Raw genomic sequence first — 21,926 nt, forward strand, 5'->3', positions numbered from 1 at the left:
GTAAGGGGAGGTGTATTAGATGAATGAACCGCTGAAGGTGGATCAGAATATCCTGGTCAATGCCTGGCAGCAGCAGCTGCCCGAGTTCCTGAACCCGGGGGACAGCGCACAGGTACAGGCGGATGCGAAGGAACCCCAAAGTCTGCGGATACATATCGATGCAGCGGGGCATCAATTTTATTCCTTTGACTTCCAGTGCTCTTATATGGATCCGCGTGAGATCAAGGTCAGTCTTGTGGACGTTGAGAGAGACGGGGATCACGTGGATGTCGGCAGAGACGTGATTCAGAACATGGTGGAGGATTATTCCCGCCACCTGCATGAATGTGCTCAGGCACTGCACCATATTACGAACCCATCATAACCAGAAGAAGGGCAGGCTGCCTCGATAGAGGAGCCTGCCTTTCTTTTGGGTCTGCGGGGAAATTGGATCTTTTATAGAAGAGTACACGTATATTCCTATATGATATAGATATTCAAGGAGATTGACAGATTCACAATTAGTTATACATAGGTGGTGCACAATGATGGACAACAAAGAGGAGCAGGACTATGTGCTTCAGGCGCATATTGAGGAGGCTGGTTATGAGGATGGCAACCCCAAGGTTCGGGATATGGATATTTTGGTACGGCCTGGAAGGCTGACGGGGCTCATTGGTCCGAATGGGGCCGGGAAAAGCACAACGTTGAAGACGATACTCGGGCTTCTTCCACACTCCAAGGCGAAGATTGAATTCGGCGGTTCCACCGGGAAATATGCGTATGTTCCTGAACAGCCCGTATTCTATGAAACATTGACGTTATGGGAGCATCTGGGGCTGGCCGCTGCTGTTTATGGGATCGAAGAGACGGTTTTTGAGCAGAAGGCGAATTCCCTGCTGGACAAGTTCAGAATGCAGGAGGTCCGGCATCATCTCCCGGCCAGTTTCTCCAAAGGCATGCAGCAGAAGATGATGCTGATGATTGGGTTTCTGACCCGGCCGGACGTATATATTGTCGATGAGCCATTCATTGGTCTGGACCCCAGAGCAACCAAGGATTTCCTTGGACTGCTGGAGCAAGAGCGTCTGAGGGGAGCCGGAGTGCTGATGTCCACACACGTGCTGGATACTGCAGAGCGGATCTGCGATGACTTCATCCTGCTCTCGCAGGGGCAGGTCGCAGCCAGCGGCAGCCTGCAGGATATCCGGAACACGAGCGGCCTGCCGGAGGGAACGCTGTTCGATTGCTTTGACAAATTGACATAGAGGAGGGAGTGACGTGTCCTATACACAAGTAAGCTGTAGAAGTACTGTCTGGGGGATATTTAAGCGCAGGTGGATAGACCACATCCGGAAGCAGATCGGAGTGATCCGTTCAGTTGTTGATCTTACTGTAGCGCTGTATATCCTGATTCCAGGTATTCTGCTGCTGGCGAAGCTTTACTATGAGCTGCTGTCGAGCCCTCCGGCATGGCTGGTCCACCTTCCATTTCTGCTTATCCCTTTGATTTTAATGATGTTCGTAAATGTGTCGGGAGGACTAATCTTATATCAGGAAGCTGCGGATATGCTGTTTCTCAGGCAAAATAAGCGATGGCAGATGGGCATCCTGCGTCTTGGCTGCACAGCTAGTCTGCTCATTCAAGCACTCGTAACTGCGGTGGCTGTGTTAGTGGTGACCCCTGCGCTGCTCGGAATTTTTCATCTGAAATTAACGGAGATCGCTCTTTTGTACATGCTGACAGCAGCTTTCAAAGCTGCCCAGATGCTGGTGCAGCAGATGGTTCAGGTTGTCTTGTCAGGCTGGACCAGGAATATTGTCAAATACGCGGCAGCCGGGCTGCTCGCTGCGGGATACATGACGGCCAGTATATTCCTGCAGGCTAGTCCGGTGTGGACATATCTCGGAGCTGCCATATTCACAGGACTCTTAGCAGGGCTGATCATCGTGAGATTCCGAATGTCCGGCACGTTTCTTGCTGATGTCCGAGAGGATATGCGGCAAATGACCCGGTTGACAGCGTTCGTTCTCTCAACATCTGTAGACAAGCCTCGTACCCAAAAGGCAAAGCCGTTTATCTTCAGAGCCTCAAACCGGTTGTTCCGCTCGCGGAAAGCCTCCGTCCGGGTTGCTGAGGCGGTTGTTAAATCATTTTACCGAAGTGGAGTTTATCTGAGGATGTATGCTCAGTTTGTGTTATTCAGCATAGTGGCCTGTGTTCTGCCACCTTTTCCAGTAAACGTGTTCGTCTATTTTGCCCTTATTGTTCTGTTGGCTTATTGGATGAACGGGTACTGCAGGCAGTTCTTCTCTTCCCGGCTGATGAAGATGCTGCCTGTTGAGGACGGAATGATATATCAGGCCATGGCGCCCTCGCTAAGATGGCTGATTCTGCCCTGCATGCTGGTTATCAGTGCCGCTTTAGGAGTTGCGCTGCTTCATGTCTGGTGGGCTGCACCGCTGTTCCTTGTACTTGGTTTTGGTTTCGGCTGGTGGGTGGCTGCTGAGCTGTGGATGGTGCTCGGTACGGGAAGGAGAAGATCCTTCTGAAGATAGAGAGCCAGCAGGACCTTATTCAACTTGTAGAAGATGACCCGTGGATGATGGAGATACTCAGACATGCCAAATCGCTGAATCTGCCTGACTGGTGGATCTGTGCGGGTTTTGTCCGCTCTAAAATATGGGATACACTTCATGGGTTTGTGGATAGAAGAACCCCACTGCCTGATGTGGATGTCATCTACTACGATAAATCGAATCTCAATGAAGAAGTTGAGAAACTGTTGGAAATGAGGCTTAAATGCATTCATCTGGATATTCCTTGGTCTGTTAAGAATGAAGCGAGAATGCACTTAGTAAATGGTATCCCGCCTTATTCGTCGTCCGTGGATGCGATCTCTAAATTCCCAGAAACGGCCACGGCATTAGGGCTAACATTAGATGAGCATAATAACGTGGTTTTAGCCGCTCCTTGGGGAATTGAGGATGCCATAAATCTGATCTTAAAACCAACACCTTATTTTACAGAAGAGAAAGACAGAGCCAGAGTTTACGAGGAGCGTATCAGCAAGAAGCATTGGCAGGGCATTTGGAGCAAGCTAACGGTCTATCCTATTCAGCGGACTTCCTAATTTCATGTGAAAAGAAAACAAGCCGGCGTGTGAATCGCTGGCTTGTTTGAATTCTCGGTTTCAATTAGCGTGTGCACTGCTTCCCGCATGATATCCCGCCGTATACCCAGTTGTGAACGCGGCGGTGATGTTGTAACCGCCTGTGTAGCCGTGGATATCAAGGACTTCGCCGCAGAAATAAAGGCCGGGCATCAGCTTGGACTCCATCGTGCGCGGCTCGATTTCCTTGAGGTGAACGCCGCCTCCGGTTACGAAAGCTTCTTCAAAAGGCCGTGTGCCGCTGGCTTTGACCGGGAACGCTTTAAGCACTGTAATGAAGGCGGCCCAGGGCTCCTTCGGCAGGTGTTCAAAGGTGGTGTCCCCGTTCAGTCCGGCGCGGCCGAAGAGAAGCGGGAGCAGCCGCTCGGGAATTTTGCCCTTGAACACATTCTTAAGGGCCTTCTTGGGCTCAGCAGCCGCTAGGCGGCGAAGCTCCTGCTCCAGTGCCCCGGCAGAATAATCGGGGAAGAGATCGATTTGCAGCAGCGCTTCCGGCACGCCAAACTTCTTCTTCACCTGGCGGATGAACTGGCTGCAGCGAAGCGCGATCGGCCCGGACAGTCCGAAGTGGGTGAAGATCATGTCCCCGCGGTGGGAGATCACCGCCTTGCCTTTGGGATTCATGACAGATAACTCGACATCTCTGAGGGAGAGGCCCTGCAGCTCCCGGCTGGCAATGAAGGGTTCCTTGGATACGATAGGCACTTCTGTTGGATAAAGTTCGGTTATCGTATGTCCCGCCGCCTCGGCCCAGGGATAACCGTCTCCTGTAGATCCGGTATGCGGAACCGATCTGCCGCCGGTGGCCACGATAACGCTTGAAGCGTTTAGGGTTTGGCCTGAGATCAGCTGAACGCCCTTCACACCCTCGGATCCGTACAGAATTTCTCTGACCGGTTCACGGGTGCGCATCTCGACACCTAGGGAGGAGGCTCGTCCGATCAGGGCATCGACCACGGTCTTGGCTTTATCGGAGACCGGGAACATGCGCCCATTGTCCTCTTCCTTAAGGGCAATCCCGAGATCTTCAAAAAAACGGATGATATCCCGGTTGTTGAAATTTGCGAAGGCGCTGTACAGAAACCGGCCATTGCCGGGAATGAACCGGATCAGCTCGTCAATCTCCTTGGCATTGGTCACGTTGCATCGCCCGCCCCCGGAAATGCCCAGCTTACGGCCCAGCTTGTCCCCTTTATCCAAAAGTAGAACAGAGGCGCCCTGCATAGCCGCCGCAATCGAGGCCATCAGTCCAGAGGGTCCTCCTCCTATAACAATCACTTCATAACGCTTCATGTTGTCTTCCTTTCCGCAATTTTTCCTGAATCTAAGTATACCCTAAACAGGCCGGAGGCGAATAACAAAACGTGGGGAATCACCAAATAGGAAATCCCTATAATACACAAACTTCTCCTGCCTAACATGTTATTGTAAAATATTGTCGCCTATGATTTAATCAATAGCAGAGTCTGCACTGCTAAGGGGGGAGAACGTGGTTGCTGTAAAGGAAATTCTGCTTCAAGTGCTCATTGCGTGTTCGCCGGCTTTTCTCTTCCCGCTGATTTTTGAAAGATGCAGACCGTACCCTGTGCAGAATGCCGGACCCGAGAGGAACTCCTATTACAATATTCTTCTGTGCTCTTGTCTGATTAGTATTCTGATATGCTCAACCTTCTCAACGTACTTATTCGGTATTATACCTCTAAATTACTTTTTGCCTTCCTTATTTATTGGCATGCTGTACGGCAGACTGCGGGACGGACTTATATTGGCCGCAGTCCAGTTGATCATCTATATTCTAATTACTCCTTTCAAAGGGATCGGCTTTCTTCTTGATACCGGTCTTGTTTTATATCCAATGGTTCTCCTGTCATCCGGGAGATTCAAACGTGGAGGAAGGCAGGCCAAGCTGATTACGTTATCCTTCTTCCTCCTGGTCGGACAATATTTATCAACTTCCCTGTCCTTTCTGACATGGCCTTTATCCCACAAGATGGACCTTACGGTTATCTTGTTTGGCATCGTCAATATAGCTGTAGCTGTCGTTATTGGAGGGCTGCTGCTGGTTGTTATAGAGAGCTCCCTCGACAAGGAACGTTTGCAGATGCAGGTTACTCAGCTGTCCCGGCGGTATTTCCGCGAGGCGGAGAAGCTTCAACAGATGATGGATGCAGCCCCGGTCTCCATTCTTTTATTGGATCAGCAGGGGCGTATTGTATCGGTCAACGATACATTTCTGAACTTCTACCGGACAGAGCATCCCGAGGCGGTTAAGGAAGAATTGGTCGGCAGGATGCTGAATGAGACGCTTAAGGGCCTTGATATCGAAATTTTTGGCGCCAGGGCTGAAAGGACGCTCCGCAACCGTGAAACTACGAGTGAGCTTGTGCAGGTGGGAGAGCGGATGTTCTACACCAGCACTTCTCCTATTAAGCGGGGGCACACGGATGAAACGTTCGGTGCTGTCATCATCATTCAGGATATCACGGAGCTTGAGACGCTCCGGACGGAGCTTGGCAATGTGGAGCGTCTGAGTCTGGTTGGTCAGATGGCGGCAGGCATTACTCACGAAATCCGCAATCCGATGGCTGTCGTCAGGGGATTCCTGCAGCTGATGAAGGAGAAGAGTCCGCCTTCACTCGATCATTATTACCGCATTGTGATGGACGAGCTGGACCGGGCGAACGGGATTATTAACGATTTTCTCTCGTTGGCTCAGAGCCGGAGTGTGAATAAAGAAGAGTGCCAGCTCCACGATATCATTCATGAATTAAGTCCTTTATTGTGGGCGGACGCGAATCTCCGCGGGCAGAGCATAGAACTTAAGCTGGCTCCGTATCTTCCAACACTTCCGCTTAACAACAAAGAGATTAAGCAGGTGATTCTCAATCTGTCCCGCAATGCGATGGAGGCGATGGAGGACAAGGGGCAGCTGACCCTGGAGACCCGGAATATTCCTGGAGGAGTAGAGCTTCGCGTTACGGATACGGGGCCAGGGATTCCGCCGGCGAAGCAGGAGAAGCTGTTTCAGCCTTTTTTTACAACAAAAGCCCAGGGTACAGGTCTCGGTCTGGCCCTCTGTCTAAGCATTATTGAGCGTCACAACGGTAAGATCTCAGTGGAGTCCGATGAGGGCAGGGGAACCACATTTTCGGTTAAATTTATGAAGCCCTTGGGCCATAACGCGGGGGACGCCTGAAAGTGTGCTGTATTAACGTAAATTTGCTTTCCTTGGTCCGGGATGTATAATAAAATTATCTTTATCAACAAACACTTATTTTAAGATTAGTGAGCTAAGGAGTGAAAGAACGTGTCCATGTCTTTTGACCAATATATGAGAGATATGGTTCAGCCTATGAGGGATGAACTGACTCGCCTGGGAATTCAAGAGCTTCGTACGCCAGAAGAAGTGGAAGCAAGCTTTCCTGCCTTGAAAGGGACGTCACTGGTAGTTATTAACTCGGTTTGCGGATGTGCTGCGGGACAATGCCGTCCTGGAGTAGCCAAGGCGCTTGAGAACGACCTTACGCCGGATCACCTGTTTACGGTGTTCGCAGGTCAGGATAAAGAAGCAACTACGAAAGCGCGTGAGTATTTCGCACCTTATCCGCCATCTTCGCCGTCCATCGCACTTCTCAAAGACGGAGAGCTCGTTCATTTCATTGAACGCCACCAAATCGAAGATCGTTCTGCGGAGGAAATTGCGGCTGATTTGACCAGCGCGTTTGATCGTTTCTGCCGGTAATAATTCATATGTACGCCCTGCAGATCGGATAACCGATTTTGCGGGGCGTTTGGTTTACTTGGAAGCCGATTGGTTTACATAGTGAGGGAATGGATCGTTAATGATAGCAGAGAGGTGAGGAATTATGAGTTTACAACAGGAAATTATTGAACGTCTCGGGGTACAACCAAGCATTGATGTGGATCAGGAAATTCGCAAGCGTGTGGATTTTCTAAAGAAGTATGTAAAGAATTCGGGCACGTCCGGCCTGCTGATTGCTATCAGCGGGGGTATTGATAGTGCAGTAGCCGCTGGGCTCTGCAAACAGGCAACGGATGAACTGACCAAGGAAGAAGGCAAGGAGTATATCACTCTGGGAGTGTACCAGCCTTATGGCACACAGGAAGATATCGCTCACAGCTACGCCGTTTCCGAGGCATTTGGGATAACCAAAACGATGGAGACCAATATTGAAGAAGCCGTAGATGAAATCGCACTTGAAGTGGAGCATGGATTGAAGAATATTGGATTGTCCCGGCATATAAGCTATCAGGGGAAAGGGAATGTGAAGGCCCGTACCCGTATGGTGGTTCAGTATGCAATCGCCTTTGAACTGAATCTGCTTGTCGTTGGTACCGACCATGCCTCGGAAGCCCTGACTGGCTTCTATACCAAATGGGGGGATGGCGCGGTGGATATTACCCCGCTCAGCTCGCTGAACAAGCGGCAGATCAGACAGCTTGCAGCTAAGCTTGGCGTGCCGAAGAGCATCCTGGACAAAGCTCCGACTGCCGGACTTTGGGAAGGTCAGACTGATGAAAAAGAGCTTGGCGTCAGCTATGAGGACAACAGCGACTATCTGGAAGGCAAACAGATCAGCGACGAGGCCCGTGAGCGTCTGGAAAAGTTCTACCGCAGAACGGAGCACAAGCGCAGCCCGATTCCGGGTATTTGATGATATGAAAGACTTTGATTTATAACATAAACAATCCGGTGCATGATATGCCGGGTTGTTTTTTTTATGCAGTTAACTTCTAAGCATATAACAAGATTGTTATATCCGTATAAAAATATAGACTAAAATAATTCTAAATCACCCATTAATTGGTCGATTGTGGCTTGTTTAGATAATTATATCCCTCCTTTGTAAGAAAACATCCCTAGAAGGTCACTGTAATTCGCATATAATTACTACTAAATGGATGGAACGGTATGAAATGCAATCCGTCCACTTACACCCTCAAGAGACATAACCACATTAGAGAGTTTCCTCGAGTATCTTCTAAATCCCTGATCGGTTTATTTAACAATTTCCTTTATGAAGTGCCGCTAAGTATGGTTTAAATTCATTTCCTATCAAAGGAATGAATTTATATACACAATGCCGCTAGATTCTATAGTGGAGGTGAACAAGCAGCAGTGTTTATTATATGGCATTGTACAAAAATGATAGATTGGGGTGTATTATGAAAGCGCTTCAAAAAACTAGGGCATGGCAGTTAATCGTTTATTCACTATGTTCTGCACTCATTTTCTCATCGTTTGCATTAACAGGAAAAGCATCGGCTCAATCATCAGATATTAAAGGACACTGGGCCGAGACTCAACTTGCTGAATGGCAAAGTCATGGCCTTCTTAAAGGATACGCTGATGGTTCATTGAAGCCCGATAATTCGCTTACTCGCGCAGAGCTTATTGCGCTTATTAACAGATATTTTAATTTTACAGAAGAGAAAGCCATTAGCTTCACCGATATAAAGGGCGATAAGTGGTACCATTCGGAAATTGCTAAGGCTGTTCAGGCTGGTTATGTCAACGGCTACAGCGATGGGACGATTCGTCCTGACCAAAAGGTAAGCAGACAGGAAACAGCTGTCATGCTGGCTAGAGCACTTAAGCTTGACGCGGCGGCTTCTACGGGTAACTTAAACAGCTTCAAAGATGCCGCTGCTATCGCAAGCTGGAGCAAAGATGCGGTCAGCTCCTTGGCGGGTAGAGGGGTTATTGAGGGATATGAAGATGGAACGTATCGCCCCAATGCTAATTTGACCCGTGCTGAAGGGGTCGTACTGTTAAGTCGGATGTTGAATGCCCAGACCGTGACTTATGATAAAGCAGGCACCTACGGCCCAGCGGCAGGAACGGTAACGGTTCTTGGCAATGTGACCATTAATGCGGCAGGAACTACTCTTCAGAACACGGTAATCCGCGGGAACCTGTTACTTGGGAAGGGCATTGAGAATGGGGATGTTACCCTCAAAAATGTCAAAGTAGACGGGACTGCAACGGTTAATGGCGGTGGGGAGAACTCCATTCATCTAGTGAATACCGTTCTAACTAAATTAATTGTAAACAAATTAGGCGGAGTAGTAAGAATAGTAGCTGAAGGTACGTCATCTATCCAAGAGACATATGTAGTATCATCCGCTAAGCTCGAAGAAGCAGGAACCGGCGCTGGTTTTATAAAAGTGATTTTTGCAAAAGAATTGCCAACGGGTTCTGTTGTTACTTTAACAGGAGCATTTAGCACACTGGCCATGGAGGCCTCGAATATTAAGGTGGAGTTTCTTAAAGGTTTAGTGGAAAGCATGACAGTTAACGGAAGCGGCAATACCATTCATCTTGGCAAAGATGCAATCATTGCTAAATTAATTCTGAATGCAGCCGTGAAAGTTTTAGGTTTTGGCCAAGTTCAACATGCTACTGTAAATGAGGGTGGTAAAGGGTCTTCATTTGAAACAGCGCCAGGTAAAGCAGACGGACCTCAAAGCGGCTCTATTAGTTCCGGCACAAGCGGTTCGAATAATGGAGGGACTGGTGGTTCCACGGGCAATAACGGCGGTTCAGCCGGTGGTGGTTCTAACAACGGTGGAGGTACCGATCCATCAGGACCAGCAGCACCTGTGGTATTAAATGTAGTGGAAGGAAAGACATACACTTCCGGTGTTCTGCCGAACTGGACCGATGCGGCAGGCACAACCAGTACAGCGACTCTGAATGGTAAGACGTATGTGAAAGGTACAGGGATCACGGATGCTGGCGAGTATGCGTTAGTCGTAACGGCCAGCAAGAATGGCAAAAGCGCCAGCACAACGGTTAAATTCAAGATTGATCCAGCTCTGCGGATCATTGGATATGTACCCGGCTGGGTAGACTGGTCTGATGCGAATACGGTAGATGTAGCCAAAATGACACACCTGAACTACGCATTTAACCATATTGATAAAGATCACAAGCTCATTCCATTCCAAGGAAACTACCATGATGATCAGAACTATGCCTATTTAAGCAGTCTGAAGTCCAAGAACCCCAATTTGAAGATTCTGAATTCTGTTGGAGGATGGGGGGCAGATGGGTTCTCGGATGCGGCAGCGACACCAGCAGCCCGGGAGACTTTTGTCAACAGCGTGATCGAGCATATCAAGAAATACAATCTGGACGGAGTAGATCTCGATTGGGAGTATCCAACACAAACGGCGGGGGATCTGATTAAGGCAACCCCAGAGGATAAGGAGAACTTCACACTTCTTCTTCAAACGGTTCGTGAGAGGCTGAACAAGTTGGGCCTTGAGAACAACAAATATTATGAGCTGACCATTTGTGCGGCTGCCGCATCGGACTATCCGAAGTGGGTCGAGCTGGATAAGATCATTCCGCTCCTGGACAGTCTGAACATCATGACATATGACTTGGCAGGTGGATGGGTGCAGAAAACTGCTCACCACACAAACCTTTATGCAGGTAGAAGCGTGGATTCAACGGTGCAGATGTTCTTTGATCATAACGTGCCAGCAAGTAAAATTGCGATCGGTGCTGCTTTCTACGCTCACAAATGGACAGAGGTGGAAGCAGACGGAGAGAATATTCTTGATCAGAAAGCCAAGGGCAGCGAGGAAACGCCAACGTACAACGATATTCTTACGAAATATAACGAAGAGCATGGATTTATCCGTCACTGGGACGATGCAGCCAAGGCGCCTTATCTGTACAATCCAACCACTAAGGAATTTCTGTCTTATGACGATCCCCAATCCGTAACGGAAAAAGGAAAATATGTACTGGATAAGAAGCTTGGCGGCGTATTGTTCTGGGAGTACAGCCAGGATAAGACGGGGGCCCTGCTGGAAGCTTTGAATAACGGACTCCAGGGTAAACCGTACGAAGTGGATAACACAGTACCTGATGCTCCAAAAGTGGTTAACGTGACAGAAGGAACAACATACACCTCTGGTGTACTGCCGAACTGGACCGATGCCAAGGGAACCTACAGCTCGGCTACATTGAACGGTAAAGCGTATGTTAAAGGCACAGGCATTAATGAAGCAGGTGACTATACTCTGGTTGTGACTGCCATTCATGGCAAGAGCTTAAAGACTTCAAGCACAACGGTTAAATTCAAGGTTGAACCCGCTCTGCGGATCATTGGATATGTGCCCGGCTGGGTGGACTGGTCTGATGCGAATACGGTAGATGTAGCCAAAATGACTCATCTGAATTATGCGTTTAACCATATTGATAAGGATCACAAACTCGTTCCATTCCAAGGAAACTATCATGATGATCAGAACTATGCTTATTTGAGCAGTCTGAAGTCCAAGAACCCTAATTTGAAGATTCTGAATTCTGTTGGAGGATGGGGTGCAGATGGGTTCTCGGATGCGGCAGCGACACCAGCTGCCCGGGAGACTTTTGTCAACAGTGTGATCGAACATATCAAGAAATACAATCTGGACGGAGTAGATCTCGATTGGGAGTATCCAACACAAACGGCGGGGGATCTGATTAAGGCAACCCCAGAGGATAAGGAGAATTTCACACTTCTTCTTCAAACGGTTCGTGAGAGGCTGAACAAGTTGGGCCTTGAGAACAACAAATATTATGAGCTGACCATTTGTGCGGCTGCCGCATCGGACTATCCGAAGTGGGTTGAGCTGGATAAGATCATCCCGCTCCTGGACAGCCTGAACATCATGACATATGACTTGGCAGGTGGATGGGTGCAGAAAACTGCTCATCACACAAACCTTTATGCAGGTAGAAGCGTGGATTCAACGGTGCAGATGTTCTTTGATCATAACGTGCCAGCAAGTAAAATTGCGATCGGTGCTGCTTTCTACGCTCACAAATGGACAGAGGTGGAAGCAGACGGAGAGAATATTCTTGATCAGAAAGCTAAGGGCAGCGAGGAAACGCCAACGTACAACGATATTCTTACGAAATACAACGAAGAGCATGGATTTATCCGTCATTGGGATGAAGCAGCCAAGGCGCCTTACCTGTACAATCCAACCACTAAGGAATTTCTGTCTTATGACGATCCACAGTCCTTAACGGAAAAAGGAAAATATGTACTGGATAAGAAGCTTGGCGGCGTGTTGTTCTGGGAGTACAGCCAGGATAAGACGGGGGCCTTGTTAGGAGCACTTTATGATGCTCTCCAAGGCAAAGCACCTGAACCAGATACCAACGCAAATTAAGTAGTTGACAGCCGCCGCTATGCAACGCCATACCACGCGCAGGGAGCTTCAGACGCCCTTTAGCCTGGTATGGAAAACTGCTTAAGATGAGCTTTAATAGGAGCAACCATTTTAATTTCTTGAGTGTTAATCCGAAGAAGCCAAGCACAACAGAATGTGCTTGGCTTCTTAATGTTGTTAGAACATTTAGGATAGGTTATCCCCGCTTGCGGAGCACATCGGAGATGAACAGCTCGCTGGCATTAATCGCATCCTTCAGCTGGCGGCTCGCTCCCTGGAAGGGATGGGTCGTATTGAAGGTATGATTGGCTCCTTCAATTAGAATCCAAGGAATATGCGGGTTCGCTTCAACCAGCTTTCGGGAGCCCTCCAACAGATGGTCCTCCGTTCCCTGAATCAGAGCTACGGCGAAATCGGCCAGGCCGATGCGGTTCATAATATGATAACGGTCCTTCTGCTGCTCAAGATCTTCCAGAATCACAACATCCAGCGGCATCCGCTGGCCGGTTCTTGCATTAACCACGTGACTGCGGCCCTGCTCACGCATCTCCTTCTTTTGCTGCTCGTTAAAGAGATCCAGCTTCGTAAGTCCGTTCCAGGACAGGACTCCGGCCAGCGTTCTCGGGTGATCAAAGCCATAGACCAGACAAACCCCGGCTCCCCGGCTGTGTCCGATCAGGAATAGGGGCAGGGCAGACAAAGACGGGTCCTGCCGGATATAAGTATGAAGAGCTTCGAGGTCCCGAAGCTCGCGATCGTAGGTATTGACGGCAAATTTATTAAGTTCGGTGAATTCTGTTGGACTTTCGCCAATGCCATTATGGGAGAAATTAAAAGTAATGACTTCATGCTGGCGGCTGAATTGTTCGGCAACATAGGGGAACATACCCCAATCTTTGAAACCCTTGAAGCCGGGGGCCAGAATAATTAGGCTCTGCGGCCTAGCCTCCTTCGAGGGATAACGGGTGCACCTGAGCAGGTTCGCTTCATCCAGCCGGATATTGAAATCTATCGGCATTCAAGCTCACATCCTTATCTGGTGGTATCGCCTACCATTATATCACATCCCGGACTAAAGACTCGCATGGATGCGGTACAGTTGGTACAATGGAAATATAGTCTGGACGGAAGGAAGGGGTCACATTGATCTATGGCATTGGCCATGATGTAGTCGAGATTCCCCGTATCGAAGCGCTTGCGGGTGGACCGCTGGGAGAGCGGTTTCTCAAGCGGGTCCTTACAGAGGCGGAGCGGGCAAGTGCCGCTGGCCGCAATCGCCTGGCGGAGTATACGGCGGGCCGCTTTGCCGTCAAGGAAGCGGTAAGCAAGGCGTTTGGCTGCGGCATCGGCCGGACTTTGAGCTTCCAGGATATCCAGATTACTCCGGATGCGGCCGGGAAGCCTTGGGCTGAGCTCTCCGAAGGGGCGTGGGAGCGCCTTACGCTTAGCGGCAGCCCGCAGCACTATAAAATACATGTGAGTATCACCCATGAGAGACAGCTGGCCTCGGCTTTTGTTATTGTTGAATATATACCGTCAGAAAGCGTATCAGATGAACGATAGAGGAGACACGGATGCAGCAGGATAACAAGGATATCAAAAAATTCTTTAGCACTGAATTGTTGGAATGGTACGGGCGGTCCAAGCGTGATTTACCTTGGCGCCGACACCGTGACCCTTATTTTATATGGGTGTCGGAAATTATGCTTCAGCAGACCCGGGTGGACACGGTCATTCCGTATTTCCACCGTTTTATAGAGAAGTTTCCTACGGTTAAGGCTTTGGCAGAGGCCCCTGAGGAAGATGTGCTGAAATGCTGGGAGGGGCTTGGATATTACTCCCGCGCCCGCAATCTGCAGCAGGCCGCCAGGCAGGTAGTAGAGCAGTATGGGGGAAGCATCCCTGATGACTTGGAAGCCGTCTCGGCTCTTAAAGGGGTGGGCCCTTATACCCGCGGCTCTATTATGAGCATAGCGTTTAACCGGCCTGTGCCGGCTGTGGACGGGAATGTGATGCGGGTGCTGTCCCGTTACTTCCTGATTGAAGAGGACATCATGAAAGCAACAACCCGGAAGAAGATGGAGGCTCTGGCTGAAGAGCTGATTCCCGAAGGCCGGGCCTCCGATTTCAATCAGGCCCTAATGGAGCTGGGCGCGCTTGTATGTACGCCCAAGTCTCCGCACTGCTTGACCTGCCCGGTGATGGAGCACTGCCAGGGCCGTCTGGCAGGCATGGAGACCGAGCTGCCGGTCAAGACTAAGGCCAAGAAGCCGCGGCCGGAATACCGGCTGGCCGCGCTTGTGGAAGGCAGCGGCCCAGACGAAGGCCGCGTACTGGTGCGGCAGCGCCCGGCCACGGGCCTGCTCGCCCGCATGTGGGAGCTGCCGCATATTCTGGCGGCAGCGGACCCGGCCGGCGGCGCCGGACTGCCGGATGGGCCGGCCGAAGACCGGCTCACCGGCGCGCTTGCCGCCGAAGGGGTATACGCGCAGCCGCAGGGACCTTATATGGAGGCTGAGCATACGTTCAGCCACATTCATTGGAACCTGCGCGTGTACCGCTTCCGCCAGTCCCCCGAATTGGGGGCGCTGGCGGCCCTCGGCGCCGTTGCAGAGTCCGGCGCCGTGTACGAGATTGCAGCGGCTCAGGAAGACGAGCCGCTGGAGACGCGCTGGATTAACCGGGAGGATATGGAGAAGCTAGCTTTTCCCAATGTGTTTCTGAAGATCCTGAACCAGTACTTTTCTATTCGTAATTCTTAAATTAGTCTATATAGAAGCAGCCTTCATTCCTGACTGGAAAGTGCCAGACAGAATTGAAGGCTGTTTGTTTGTGTTCATTGGACGGCGTGAGACGAATCGGTTCAGAGCATCAGATCATCCGGTTCTCGACAGATTTCATCTTGTTCTGCTCATCAGGCACCCGGCTCTGATCCAGGATCTCCTGATCCTGTACATGACCGGTATCCCCGCTTACACTTCTGGCGAAGCTAGTAAACTGCGCCTTATGCTTGTCGGCTTCATGCTTGGACTTTAACAGCTCTTGCGGATCGTTGGTAGTCATCATCTAACCTCCTTATCCATATAAGAGTTGTTATTACTTTACCCAATTTGCCTGAATCCAACCAGTAAAATTGCCGTACTGACGTACAGCCAAGCGAATAAAAAAAGGACCGCATTTGCGGTCCTTTGGTAGACTGAAAATTATTTTTTAGCAGCCTCGTAACGTTTGTTCACTTCGTTCCAGTTGATTACGTTCCAGAACGCAGCGATGTAGTCAGGGCGTTTGTTCTGATATTTCAGGTAGTAAGCATGCTCCCATACGTCAAGACCCAGAACTGGAGTTTGTCCTTCCATGATTGGGCTGTCTTGGTTAGGCGTGCTGGTTACCGCAAGCTTGCCGTCTTTGCCAACAACGAGCCATGCCCAGCCGCTGCCGAAACGGGTAGTTGCCGCTTTAGCGAAATCTTCCTTGAACTTGTCGAAACCGCCAAGCTCGCTGTCGATTGCGGAAGCGATAGCGCCAGTAGGATTGCCGCCACCGTTAGGTCCGATGATTTCCCAGAATAGGCTATGGTTAGCATGTCCGCCACCGTTGTTGCGTACTGCTGTACGGATGTTCTCTGGAACTGCATCCAGGTTGGAGATCAGTTCTTCAACGCTCTTGCTTTGAAGCTCAGGTGCGCTTTCAAGTGCAGCGTTCAGGTTAGTGACATATGTGTTATGGTGACGATCGTGGTGGATGTTCATAGTTTGTTCGTCGATATGTGGTTCGAGTGCGTTTGCTGCATATGGCAATGCTGGCAGTTGATGAGCCATTTGTGAATCCCTCCTGAAATGTTTTTTGGTATTCAAACATACAAAAGAGCACCTATGTACGGATGCCTCACCTATAATTAAACATGATAATCTTGACTAAATCAATAGGGCTGTATGGAAAGGGCTGGATATCGGCCGATGGTTCTGGCATGCTGTTGGTAGGAGACGATTTTGTAATTGCCAATCCGTGGGGGAGAGATGCTTTCATGTACAAGAAAGACCGGGGGGAAGCAGTTCGGGGAAAGGGCAGAGGGGGGGCGCTTTTTGAGGTTTTGCTGGTCTCGGTCAAGCTGGGACTGACTTCTTTTGGCGGACCTATCGCACATCTTGGCTACTTTCATAACGAATATGTTCAAAAGCGCAAGTGGATGGATGAGCGGAATTACGCCGATTTGGTGGCACTCTGCCAATTCCTGCCCGGTCCGGCGAGCAGCCAGGTTGGGATTGGAATCGGGCTGATCCGGACAGGCCTGCTTGGGGGAATCGTGGCCTGGCTCGGCTTTACGCTTCCTTCCGTTATCGCACTAGTCTTCTTTGCGCTTCTTCTTCAGGGGATGGATATATCGCAGGCGGGATGGATTCACGGTCTGAAGATTACTGCCTTGGCTATTGTGGCTCATGCGGTATTGGGCATGGGGCAGAAATTGGCCCCTGACGCGAAACGGGCCACGATTGCCGCTGTGGCGGCTTCTGTGGTCCTGCTGTGGCAGAATCCCTTCAGCCAGGTCGCGGTGATTGCCGCAGCAGGTCTGGCAGGGTTCTGGCTGTACCGGGAGGATAGCCAAGGGGAGAAGACGCACCAGCTTAAAGTGCCGATCAGCCGTAGGGCAGGCGCGGGATGTCTGGTTCTCCTTTTCATTTTGCTTGTGGCTTTGCCGCTGCTAAGGACAGCAATTGCAAGTCCAGCTCTCGCCCTGTTTGACAGTTTCTTCCGATCGGGTGCTCTGGTATTTGGCGGGGGCCACGTAGTGCTGCCTTTATTGGAGCAGGAAATTGTAGGGTCAGGCTGGGTGAGCAAGTCTGTTTTTTTGGCCGGTTACGGGGCAGCTCAAGCTGTGCCGGGTCCTCTTTTTACATTTGCCTCTTATTTGGGAATGATGGCTTACGGCCTGGGAGGTGTTGTTATTGCCACTGTGGGGATATTTCTTCCCGCGTTTCTGCTGGTGATCGGAGCGCTGCCTTTCTGGAGTACTCTTCGGGGAAACCCCCGGGCCCAAGCAGCCCTGATAGGGGTCAATGCTGCCGTAGTGGGAATTCTTGCCGCTGCCTTTTATAACCCGCTCTGGACTTCTACAGTCAGAGAGCCAGTAGATTTTGTCCTAGCTATGATTCTGTTTGTCATGCTTAATTTCTGGAAATGTCCTCCGTGGGTGATTGTGCTGACTGGAGCAGCGGGGGGAGCTCTTACTGCCGCGGCTTAAACTTGGCTAATGCGCTTACAAGACTGTAAAATCCGTCATTTCTGGCTGTTCGGATCAGGTGTATAATTGAGATAAATAATTCCGTACCACAGGGCTCTTCTTCATAAGAGAAGCCCTGTTTGATATGAGCAAAAAGCATAATATTAATGTAAACGCTTCCTATTAAGCGCTTTCAGAAGAAAACAGGTGATTTGCTGCGATAAATGTGGTTTAATGGTCAAGGAAGCTTTATTTTATCGGTTTTTGTCATGTGTATGTTCGGTTAATGTAAACTTCCTGGAGTGGACAGGCGTCCGCTTTACTTTACGTTAACCCATCTTGTGAGGAAAAGGGAGATATAGACATGCGGGTTCGTTCCTTTCAATTGAGTGACGCCAGTCAGGTCATGGAGCTTTTGCAGGTTGCCTTGTCAGAGGAATGCTATGAGGACACGAAGCGGGCATTTGCCCGGCAGCTCTCTTGGGATTCTGAGCTAATCATGGTTACGGAAGCGGACGGAGAGATCGTTGGCGCTCTAATCGGTACCATTGACCAGAATCTGGGCTGCATCTACAGGGTCGCCGTTCATCCAAATTACCGCCGTCAAGGGGTAGGCAAGAATCTGGTAACCGCAATGGAGCAGCGCTTCCAGCAGCGCAAGGTCAGCCGCATTATGGTCGCGGGAGACGAGCATAATCTTGCTGCAATGCCGCTTTATGAAGCGATGGGTTACGCCGGAAAAATTCTCGAGGCTTTCCAGAAACTCGGAATCGCGGCGGCGCATACGTTATCGAGATCATAGAATTAAGTCGAATTATTTATCCCTTTATAAGCATATCTTTCCGTGCATTGCATTTGCCGGATAGATATGCTTTTCTATTTATAGATAGCAACTCCGGCTTAACCCGGGGTTCTCTCAATATTATGTTGCAATATCCGGTTTATGTCTTAGATTGATGAGGTGATGGCTAATGAAGCCGCAGAACAACTCCGGGAAGGATGACATCATATCCTGGGCGCAGCTGAAGCGTGATATCCAGGAGGCTGCGCCATCCCTTGGCATTGATGATATAGGCTTCGCTGCTGCGGACCCTTTCTTATCTTTAAAAGAGGTGCTGCTTGACCGGCGCCGGAAAGGCTACGAATCGGGCTTTGAAGAGCCCGATATCGACAAACGAATCTATCCTGAGCTGTCGCTGGAGAATCCGGCCTCGCTTATATCGATAGCAGTGGCTTATCCATCCAAGATGGAGAATCCGCCAAAATCTGAACCGGGCAGGAATCGCGGGATTCTTGCCCGTTCTGCTTGGGGCCGTGATTATCACCATGTGCTCCGGGAGGCGATGAAGAAGCTCGAGGAATTCATCCGGCTCAGGGTGCCTGAGGCGAGAATTGAGAGCATGGTGGACACCGGGGCTTTAAATGACCGTGCGGTGGCGGAGCGTGCGGGAATAGGTTTTAAGGGAAAGAATTGTCTGATTATATCCCCGAAGTGGGGTTCGTGGATTTACTTGGGTGAACTGATTACGAATATTCCCTTTCCACCGGATACCCCGGTGACTGAGGATTGCGGGGAATGCACAAAGTGCCTGGATGCGTGCCCTACGGGTGCCCTTGTGGGCCCTGGGGAACTGAACGCGCAGCGGTGCGTCTCCTTCCTGACTCAGACCAAGGGTCTGCTAGAGGAGGAATTCATGCTCAAGATCGGCAACCGGCTGTATGGCTGTGATACATGCCAGACGGTATGCCCGAAGAATCGGGGCAAGCATTGGAACCACCGGCCGGAGCTTCTTCCTGATCCTGAGGTGGCCAAGCCGCTGCTCTTGCCGCTTCTGGATATCAGTAACCGGGAGTTTAAGGAACGGTTCGGTGAGAGTGCGGCAGCTTGGCGGGGCAAGAAGCCGATCCAGCGCAATGCGTTAATTGGGCTGGGTAACTTCAAAGATCGGCTTGCCGTACCGAAGATAATAGAAGTGCTGCTTAAGGACCCACGGCCGGAACTGAGGGGAACGGCTGCATGGGCTCTTGGCCGGATAGGCGGCAGCGAGGCCATGGAAGGGCTGGATCAAGCTGCGGGGGCCGAGCAGGACGAAGCCGTCAGAGACCGGATTGAAAGAGCGCGGGAGAAGCTGCTTAAGACCTCCCTTGCCGGAGATTCCAAGTATGGGAATCCCTCACCGGTACTAGGACAGATTAATGATTGCTGTTCCGAAGGCGAATGATAACGGGGGGATAACATGAGGTACGTTAGCATCGAAGACATTGAACCGGGTCAGTATCTCGGCAGAACCGTGTATTCTGCGAATGGGACAGTTCTGTTGTCCAGCGGTGTTCAATTAACGGTGTTTATGATTAACACCTTGAACCGGATCGGGGTCACGATGATCTACATCCAGGATGAGCGGTATGAGGATGTGGAGATTGAGGATGTGCTGAGTGAACAGACCAAACAGGTGATCTTCAGGGAGATGAGTGAGACGCTGGAGGCCGTGCGTTCAGGCAAGGAATGGAGTACCAGGAAGCTTAGCCTGTCCATTGATCAGCTTCTGCACGAGGTTCTGGATCACAAAGGGGTGCTTGTTCAGCTTACGGATATAAGGACCGCGGATAATAACCAATATCTTCACGCGGTCAATGTGTGCCTGCTTGCCTCCTTGATCGGTCTGAATATGGGGCTTAACTATAGTCAGCTCAAGGACCTGGCGATTGGGGCGATGCTGCATGATATCGGCAAGATTGTGCCTGTGCCGGAGGGGGTTGCCGCAGAGACGGGCAAGTTCCATCATACCTGGCGCGGGTTCGATCTGATCAAGCAGAAGCGGGAGTTCAGCCTGCTGGTAGCGCACACGGCTCTGCAGCATCATGAGAAGCCGGATGGCAGTGGAGTCCCAAGAGGGCTTACCGATGAAGAGATTCATTTGTATGCCAAAATTGTCGCGGTTGCGAACCGGTACGATAATCTGATCGGTCAGGGGACGGGCAGTCTGGACAAAAGAATGCTGCCGCACGAGGCCTGCGAGACGATGATGGCCGCATCGGAACATGATTTGGACCGGAGTGTGCTCATAGAATTCACACGCATCGTGTCCATATACCCTAACGGTACTTCCGTAAGGCTGTCTACGAAAGAGACAGGGGTCGTCGTAAGGCAGCACCGCGGGCTGCCCGGGCGTCCTGTGGTCCGGTTAATCCGTGGTTCGGGCGATGATATGGAGGTCAAGGAAGTGGATTTGGCAACAGAGACGACCCTGTTTATTGAGGCGGTTCTCGCCTGATTTTTGTTTGCTTCACAGGGCTGAAGAATGATATTATTAGTGAGTGCGTCTGCTTGTCTGAACGCATAAGAGACTCAGAATTTAGAGGTGATCGACCGTGGTCTATATCGTTGGTGTTATTGCGCTTATCGTTGGCTTGATCGGCGGATTTTTCATTGGGGTCGTATACTTGCGCAAGCAGTTGACCAAGATGCAGAGCGACCCGCAAATGCTTCAGAAAATGGCTAAGCAAATGGGATACAACCTGAACGGCAAGCAAATGCAGCGTGCCCAGCAAATGATGAAGAATCAAGGCGGAATGCCGCCGATGAATCGCAAGAAGAAATAAGGGGTTTCATCGATTTTATAAAGAACTATAGAGCGAAGGGGGGTTGCTTCCATGGCAGGCGTTAAGGATTATTTGAATACCCAGGTCGGCAAGAACCGTGAACAGGTGGAACACCATGTGCGTGAGATCCTGAAACTGATTGGCGAAGACGTGGAGCGTGAAGGACTGCTGGATACTCCGGCAAGGGTCACGCGAATGTATGAGGAAATCTTCGGCGGTTATGAGGTGGACCCGCGTGATGTGCTGGGGGTTACTTTTGAAGAGAACCACGAGGAACTGGTCATCGTTAAGGACATCGTCTATTACAGCCAATGTGAGCACCACATGGCGCCTTTCTTCGGCAAGGTGCATATCGGGTATATCCCGAGCGGCCGGATAGCGGGCCTCAGCAAGCTTGCCCGTCTGGTTGAGGCCGTTACCCGGCGGCTTCAAGTACAGGAGCGCATCACTTCACAGATCGCCGACATTATGGACGAGGTCCTTAGCCCTCAAGGGGTTATGGTGGTAGTGGAAGGTGAGCATCTGTGCATGTGCGCCCGTGGGGTCAGAAAGCCAGGCAGCAAGACAGTTACGTCCGCCGTTCGCGGCACATTCCGCAGTGATGCGGCTTCCAGAGCCGAATTCCTGTCACTGATTAAGTCATAATCAGCAGGTTGAATTAAAGACAAAGGAGCAGGCATTGCAGAGGTTTCTGCATGCTGCTCCTTTTTGCATATGACAATAATCTATGGAAGATGGGGTCTGCGGAACCAAAC

General features: G+C 50.5%; 19 protein-coding genes and 2 pseudogenes. 17 read left to right on the forward strand and 4 right to left on the reverse strand.

Going from position 1 to position 21,926, the window contains the following annotated elements; all coding sequences use genetic code 11:
• Positions 1-19: 19 nt before the first annotated feature.
• From KJS63_RS19615 to KJS63_RS19630, 4 genes are all read left to right on the forward strand, one after another.
• Positions 20-364 carry a hypothetical protein gene (locus KJS63_RS19615; protein WP_068614217.1) on the forward strand — a complete coding sequence of 115 codons (345 nt, stop codon included), beginning with the start codon at positions 20-22 and terminating at the stop codon, positions 362-364.
• 163 nt (positions 365-527) lie between these two features.
• The gene (locus KJS63_RS19620) at positions 528-1,247 is read left to right on the forward strand and encodes an ABC transporter ATP-binding protein (RefSeq protein WP_213620723.1); all 720 of its coding nucleotides are present in this window, start codon (positions 528-530) and stop codon (positions 1,245-1,247) included.
• A 13-nt stretch (positions 1,248-1,260) separates the two neighbouring features.
• The gene (locus tag KJS63_RS19625) at positions 1,261-2,532 is read left to right on the forward strand and encodes an ABC transporter permease (RefSeq protein WP_213620672.1); all 1,272 of its coding nucleotides are present in this window, start codon (positions 1,261-1,263) and stop codon (positions 2,530-2,532) included.
• Complete coding sequence (locus KJS63_RS19630) at positions 2,529-3,113, forward strand: nucleotidyltransferase family protein (RefSeq protein WP_213620724.1); 585 nt, start codon at positions 2,529-2,531, stop codon at positions 3,111-3,113. The genes KJS63_RS19625 and KJS63_RS19630 overlap by 4 nt, the downstream gene beginning before the upstream one ends.
• Positions 3,114-3,173: 60 nt before the next feature.
• On the opposite strand, the gene KJS63_RS19635 is transcribed toward KJS63_RS19630, so the two are convergent.
• Positions 3,174-4,445 (reverse strand): BaiN/RdsA family NAD(P)/FAD-dependent oxidoreductase, encoded by a 1,272-nt coding sequence (locus KJS63_RS19635; protein ID WP_213620673.1) that lies wholly within the window; start codon positions 4,443-4,445, stop codon positions 3,174-3,176.
• 196 nt (positions 4,446-4,641) lie between these two features.
• Between KJS63_RS19635 and KJS63_RS19640 the strand changes: the two genes are divergently transcribed.
• The 5 genes and pseudogenes from KJS63_RS19640 to KJS63_RS19655 all read left to right on the forward strand — a co-directional run bounded on the left by KJS63_RS19640 (position 4,642) and on the right by KJS63_RS19655 (position 12,350).
• A complete protein-coding gene (locus KJS63_RS19640; RefSeq protein ID WP_213620674.1) occupies positions 4,642-6,348 on the forward strand; it encodes a two-component system sensor histidine kinase NtrB in 1,707 nt (568 codons plus the stop codon).
• A gap of 111 nt (positions 6,349-6,459) precedes the next feature.
• A complete protein-coding gene (locus tag KJS63_RS19645; protein ID WP_213620675.1) occupies positions 6,460-6,894 on the forward strand; it encodes a BrxA/BrxB family bacilliredoxin in 435 nt (144 codons plus the stop codon).
• Between the two features lie 124 nt (positions 6,895-7,018).
• Entirely contained in the window at positions 7,019-7,828 is an 810-nt protein-coding gene (gene nadE / locus KJS63_RS19650) for an ammonia-dependent NAD(+) synthetase (RefSeq protein WP_213620676.1), read from the forward strand.
• A 511-nt stretch (positions 7,829-8,339) separates the two neighbouring features.
• Positions 8,340-8,510, forward strand: a pseudogene (locus KJS63_RS26655) (hypothetical protein); the annotation flags it as partial.
• Between the two features lie 21 nt (positions 8,511-8,531).
• Positions 8,532-12,350, forward strand: a complete 3,819-nt coding sequence (locus KJS63_RS19655) for a glycosyl hydrolase family 18 protein (protein ID WP_244862696.1) — start codon at positions 8,532-8,534, stop codon at positions 12,348-12,350.
• Between the two features lie 196 nt (positions 12,351-12,546).
• Here KJS63_RS19655 and KJS63_RS19660 read toward each other — a convergent pair whose 3' ends face one another.
• Positions 12,547-13,368 carry a serine aminopeptidase domain-containing protein gene (locus KJS63_RS19660; RefSeq protein WP_213620678.1) on the reverse strand — a complete coding sequence of 274 codons (822 nt, stop codon included), beginning with the start codon at positions 13,366-13,368 and terminating at the stop codon, positions 12,547-12,549.
• A 125-nt stretch (positions 13,369-13,493) separates the two neighbouring features.
• Here KJS63_RS19660 and acpS point away from each other — a divergent pair, with 125 nt between their 5' ends.
• Positions 13,494-13,913: a holo-ACP synthase gene (gene acpS / locus KJS63_RS19665; protein ID WP_213620679.1), complete on the forward strand. Its 420-nt coding sequence runs from the start codon at positions 13,494-13,496 to the stop codon at positions 13,911-13,913.
• Between the two features lie 11 nt (positions 13,914-13,924).
• Positions 13,925-15,112, forward strand: a complete 1,188-nt coding sequence (mutY, locus tag KJS63_RS19670) for an A/G-specific adenine glycosylase (RefSeq protein ID WP_213620680.1) — start codon at positions 13,925-13,927, stop codon at positions 15,110-15,112.
• Positions 15,113-15,221: 109 nt separating this feature from the next.
• On the opposite strand, the gene KJS63_RS19675 is transcribed toward mutY, so the two are convergent.
• Entirely contained in the window at positions 15,222-15,416 is a 195-nt protein-coding gene (locus KJS63_RS19675) for a hypothetical protein (protein ID WP_068614256.1), read from the reverse strand.
• A gap of 137 nt (positions 15,417-15,553) precedes the next feature.
• The gene (locus KJS63_RS19680) at positions 15,554-16,168 is read right to left on the reverse strand and encodes a superoxide dismutase (RefSeq protein ID WP_068614260.1); all 615 of its coding nucleotides are present in this window, start codon (positions 16,166-16,168) and stop codon (positions 15,554-15,556) included.
• A 206-nt stretch (positions 16,169-16,374) separates the two neighbouring features.
• On the opposite strand from KJS63_RS19680, the gene KJS63_RS19685 reads away from it, so the two are divergent.
• From KJS63_RS19685 to folE, 6 genes and pseudogenes are all read left to right on the forward strand, one after another.
• Complete coding sequence (locus tag KJS63_RS19685) at positions 16,375-17,589, forward strand: chromate transporter (RefSeq protein WP_213620681.1); 1,215 nt, start codon at positions 16,375-16,377, stop codon at positions 17,587-17,589.
• 343 nt (positions 17,590-17,932) lie between these two features.
• Positions 17,933-18,370 (forward strand): GNAT family N-acetyltransferase, encoded by a 438-nt coding sequence (locus tag KJS63_RS19690; protein ID WP_213620682.1) that lies wholly within the window; start codon positions 17,933-17,935, stop codon positions 18,368-18,370.
• A gap of 169 nt (positions 18,371-18,539) precedes the next feature.
• Positions 18,540-19,718, forward strand: a pseudogene (gene queG, locus KJS63_RS19695) (tRNA epoxyqueuosine(34) reductase QueG); the annotation flags it as partial.
• Positions 19,719-19,805: 87 nt separating this feature from the next.
• Positions 19,806-20,843 carry an HD-GYP domain-containing protein gene (locus KJS63_RS19700; protein WP_213620684.1) on the forward strand — a complete coding sequence of 346 codons (1,038 nt, stop codon included), beginning with the start codon at positions 19,806-19,808 and terminating at the stop codon, positions 20,841-20,843.
• Between the two features lie 97 nt (positions 20,844-20,940).
• Entirely contained in the window at positions 20,941-21,171 is a 231-nt protein-coding gene (locus KJS63_RS19705; RefSeq protein WP_068614269.1) for a YneF family protein, read from the forward strand.
• Between the two features lie 51 nt (positions 21,172-21,222).
• Positions 21,223-21,816: a GTP cyclohydrolase I FolE gene (gene folE, locus KJS63_RS19710; RefSeq protein WP_068614272.1), complete on the forward strand. Its 594-nt coding sequence runs from the start codon at positions 21,223-21,225 to the stop codon at positions 21,814-21,816.
• Positions 21,817-21,926: the final 110 nt, after the last annotated feature.

Origin of the sequence: Paenibacillus sp. J22TS3 (genome assembly GCF_018403205.1) — a bacterium.
Taxonomy (GTDB): domain Bacteria; phylum Bacillota; class Bacilli; order Paenibacillales; family Paenibacillaceae; genus Fontibacillus; species Fontibacillus tuaregi.

Coding starts and splice junctions, on each gene's coding strand:
- KJS63_RS19615 (WP_068614217.1), top strand. CDS start 20: ATGAATGAACCGCTGAAGGTGGATCAGAATATCCTGGTCAATGCCTGG.
- KJS63_RS19620 (WP_213620723.1), top strand. CDS start 528: ATGGACAACAAAGAGGAGCAGGACTATGTGCTTCAGGCGCATATTGAG.
- KJS63_RS19635 (WP_213620673.1), bottom strand. CDS start 4,445: ATGAAGCGTTATGAAGTGATTGTTATAGGAGGAGGACCCTCTGGACTG.
- nadE (WP_213620676.1), top strand. CDS start 7,019: ATGAGTTTACAACAGGAAATTATTGAACGTCTCGGGGTACAACCAAGC.
- KJS63_RS19660 (WP_213620678.1), bottom strand. CDS start 13,368: ATGCCGATAGATTTCAATATCCGGCTGGATGAAGCGAACCTGCTCAGG.
- mutY (WP_213620680.1), top strand. CDS start 13,925: ATGCAGCAGGATAACAAGGATATCAAAAAATTCTTTAGCACTGAATTG.
- KJS63_RS19675 (WP_068614256.1), bottom strand. CDS start 15,416: ATGATGACTACCAACGATCCGCAAGAGCTGTTAAAGTCCAAGCATGAA.
- KJS63_RS19680 (WP_068614260.1), bottom strand. CDS start 16,168: ATGGCTCATCAACTGCCAGCATTGCCATATGCAGCAAACGCACTCGAA.
- KJS63_RS19685 (WP_213620681.1), top strand. CDS start 16,375: ATGTACAAGAAAGACCGGGGGGAAGCAGTTCGGGGAAAGGGCAGAGGG.
- KJS63_RS19690 (WP_213620682.1), top strand. CDS start 17,933: ATGCGGGTTCGTTCCTTTCAATTGAGTGACGCCAGTCAGGTCATGGAG.
- KJS63_RS19700 (WP_213620684.1), top strand. CDS start 19,806: ATGAGGTACGTTAGCATCGAAGACATTGAACCGGGTCAGTATCTCGGC.
- folE (WP_068614272.1), top strand. CDS start 21,223: ATGGCAGGCGTTAAGGATTATTTGAATACCCAGGTCGGCAAGAACCGT.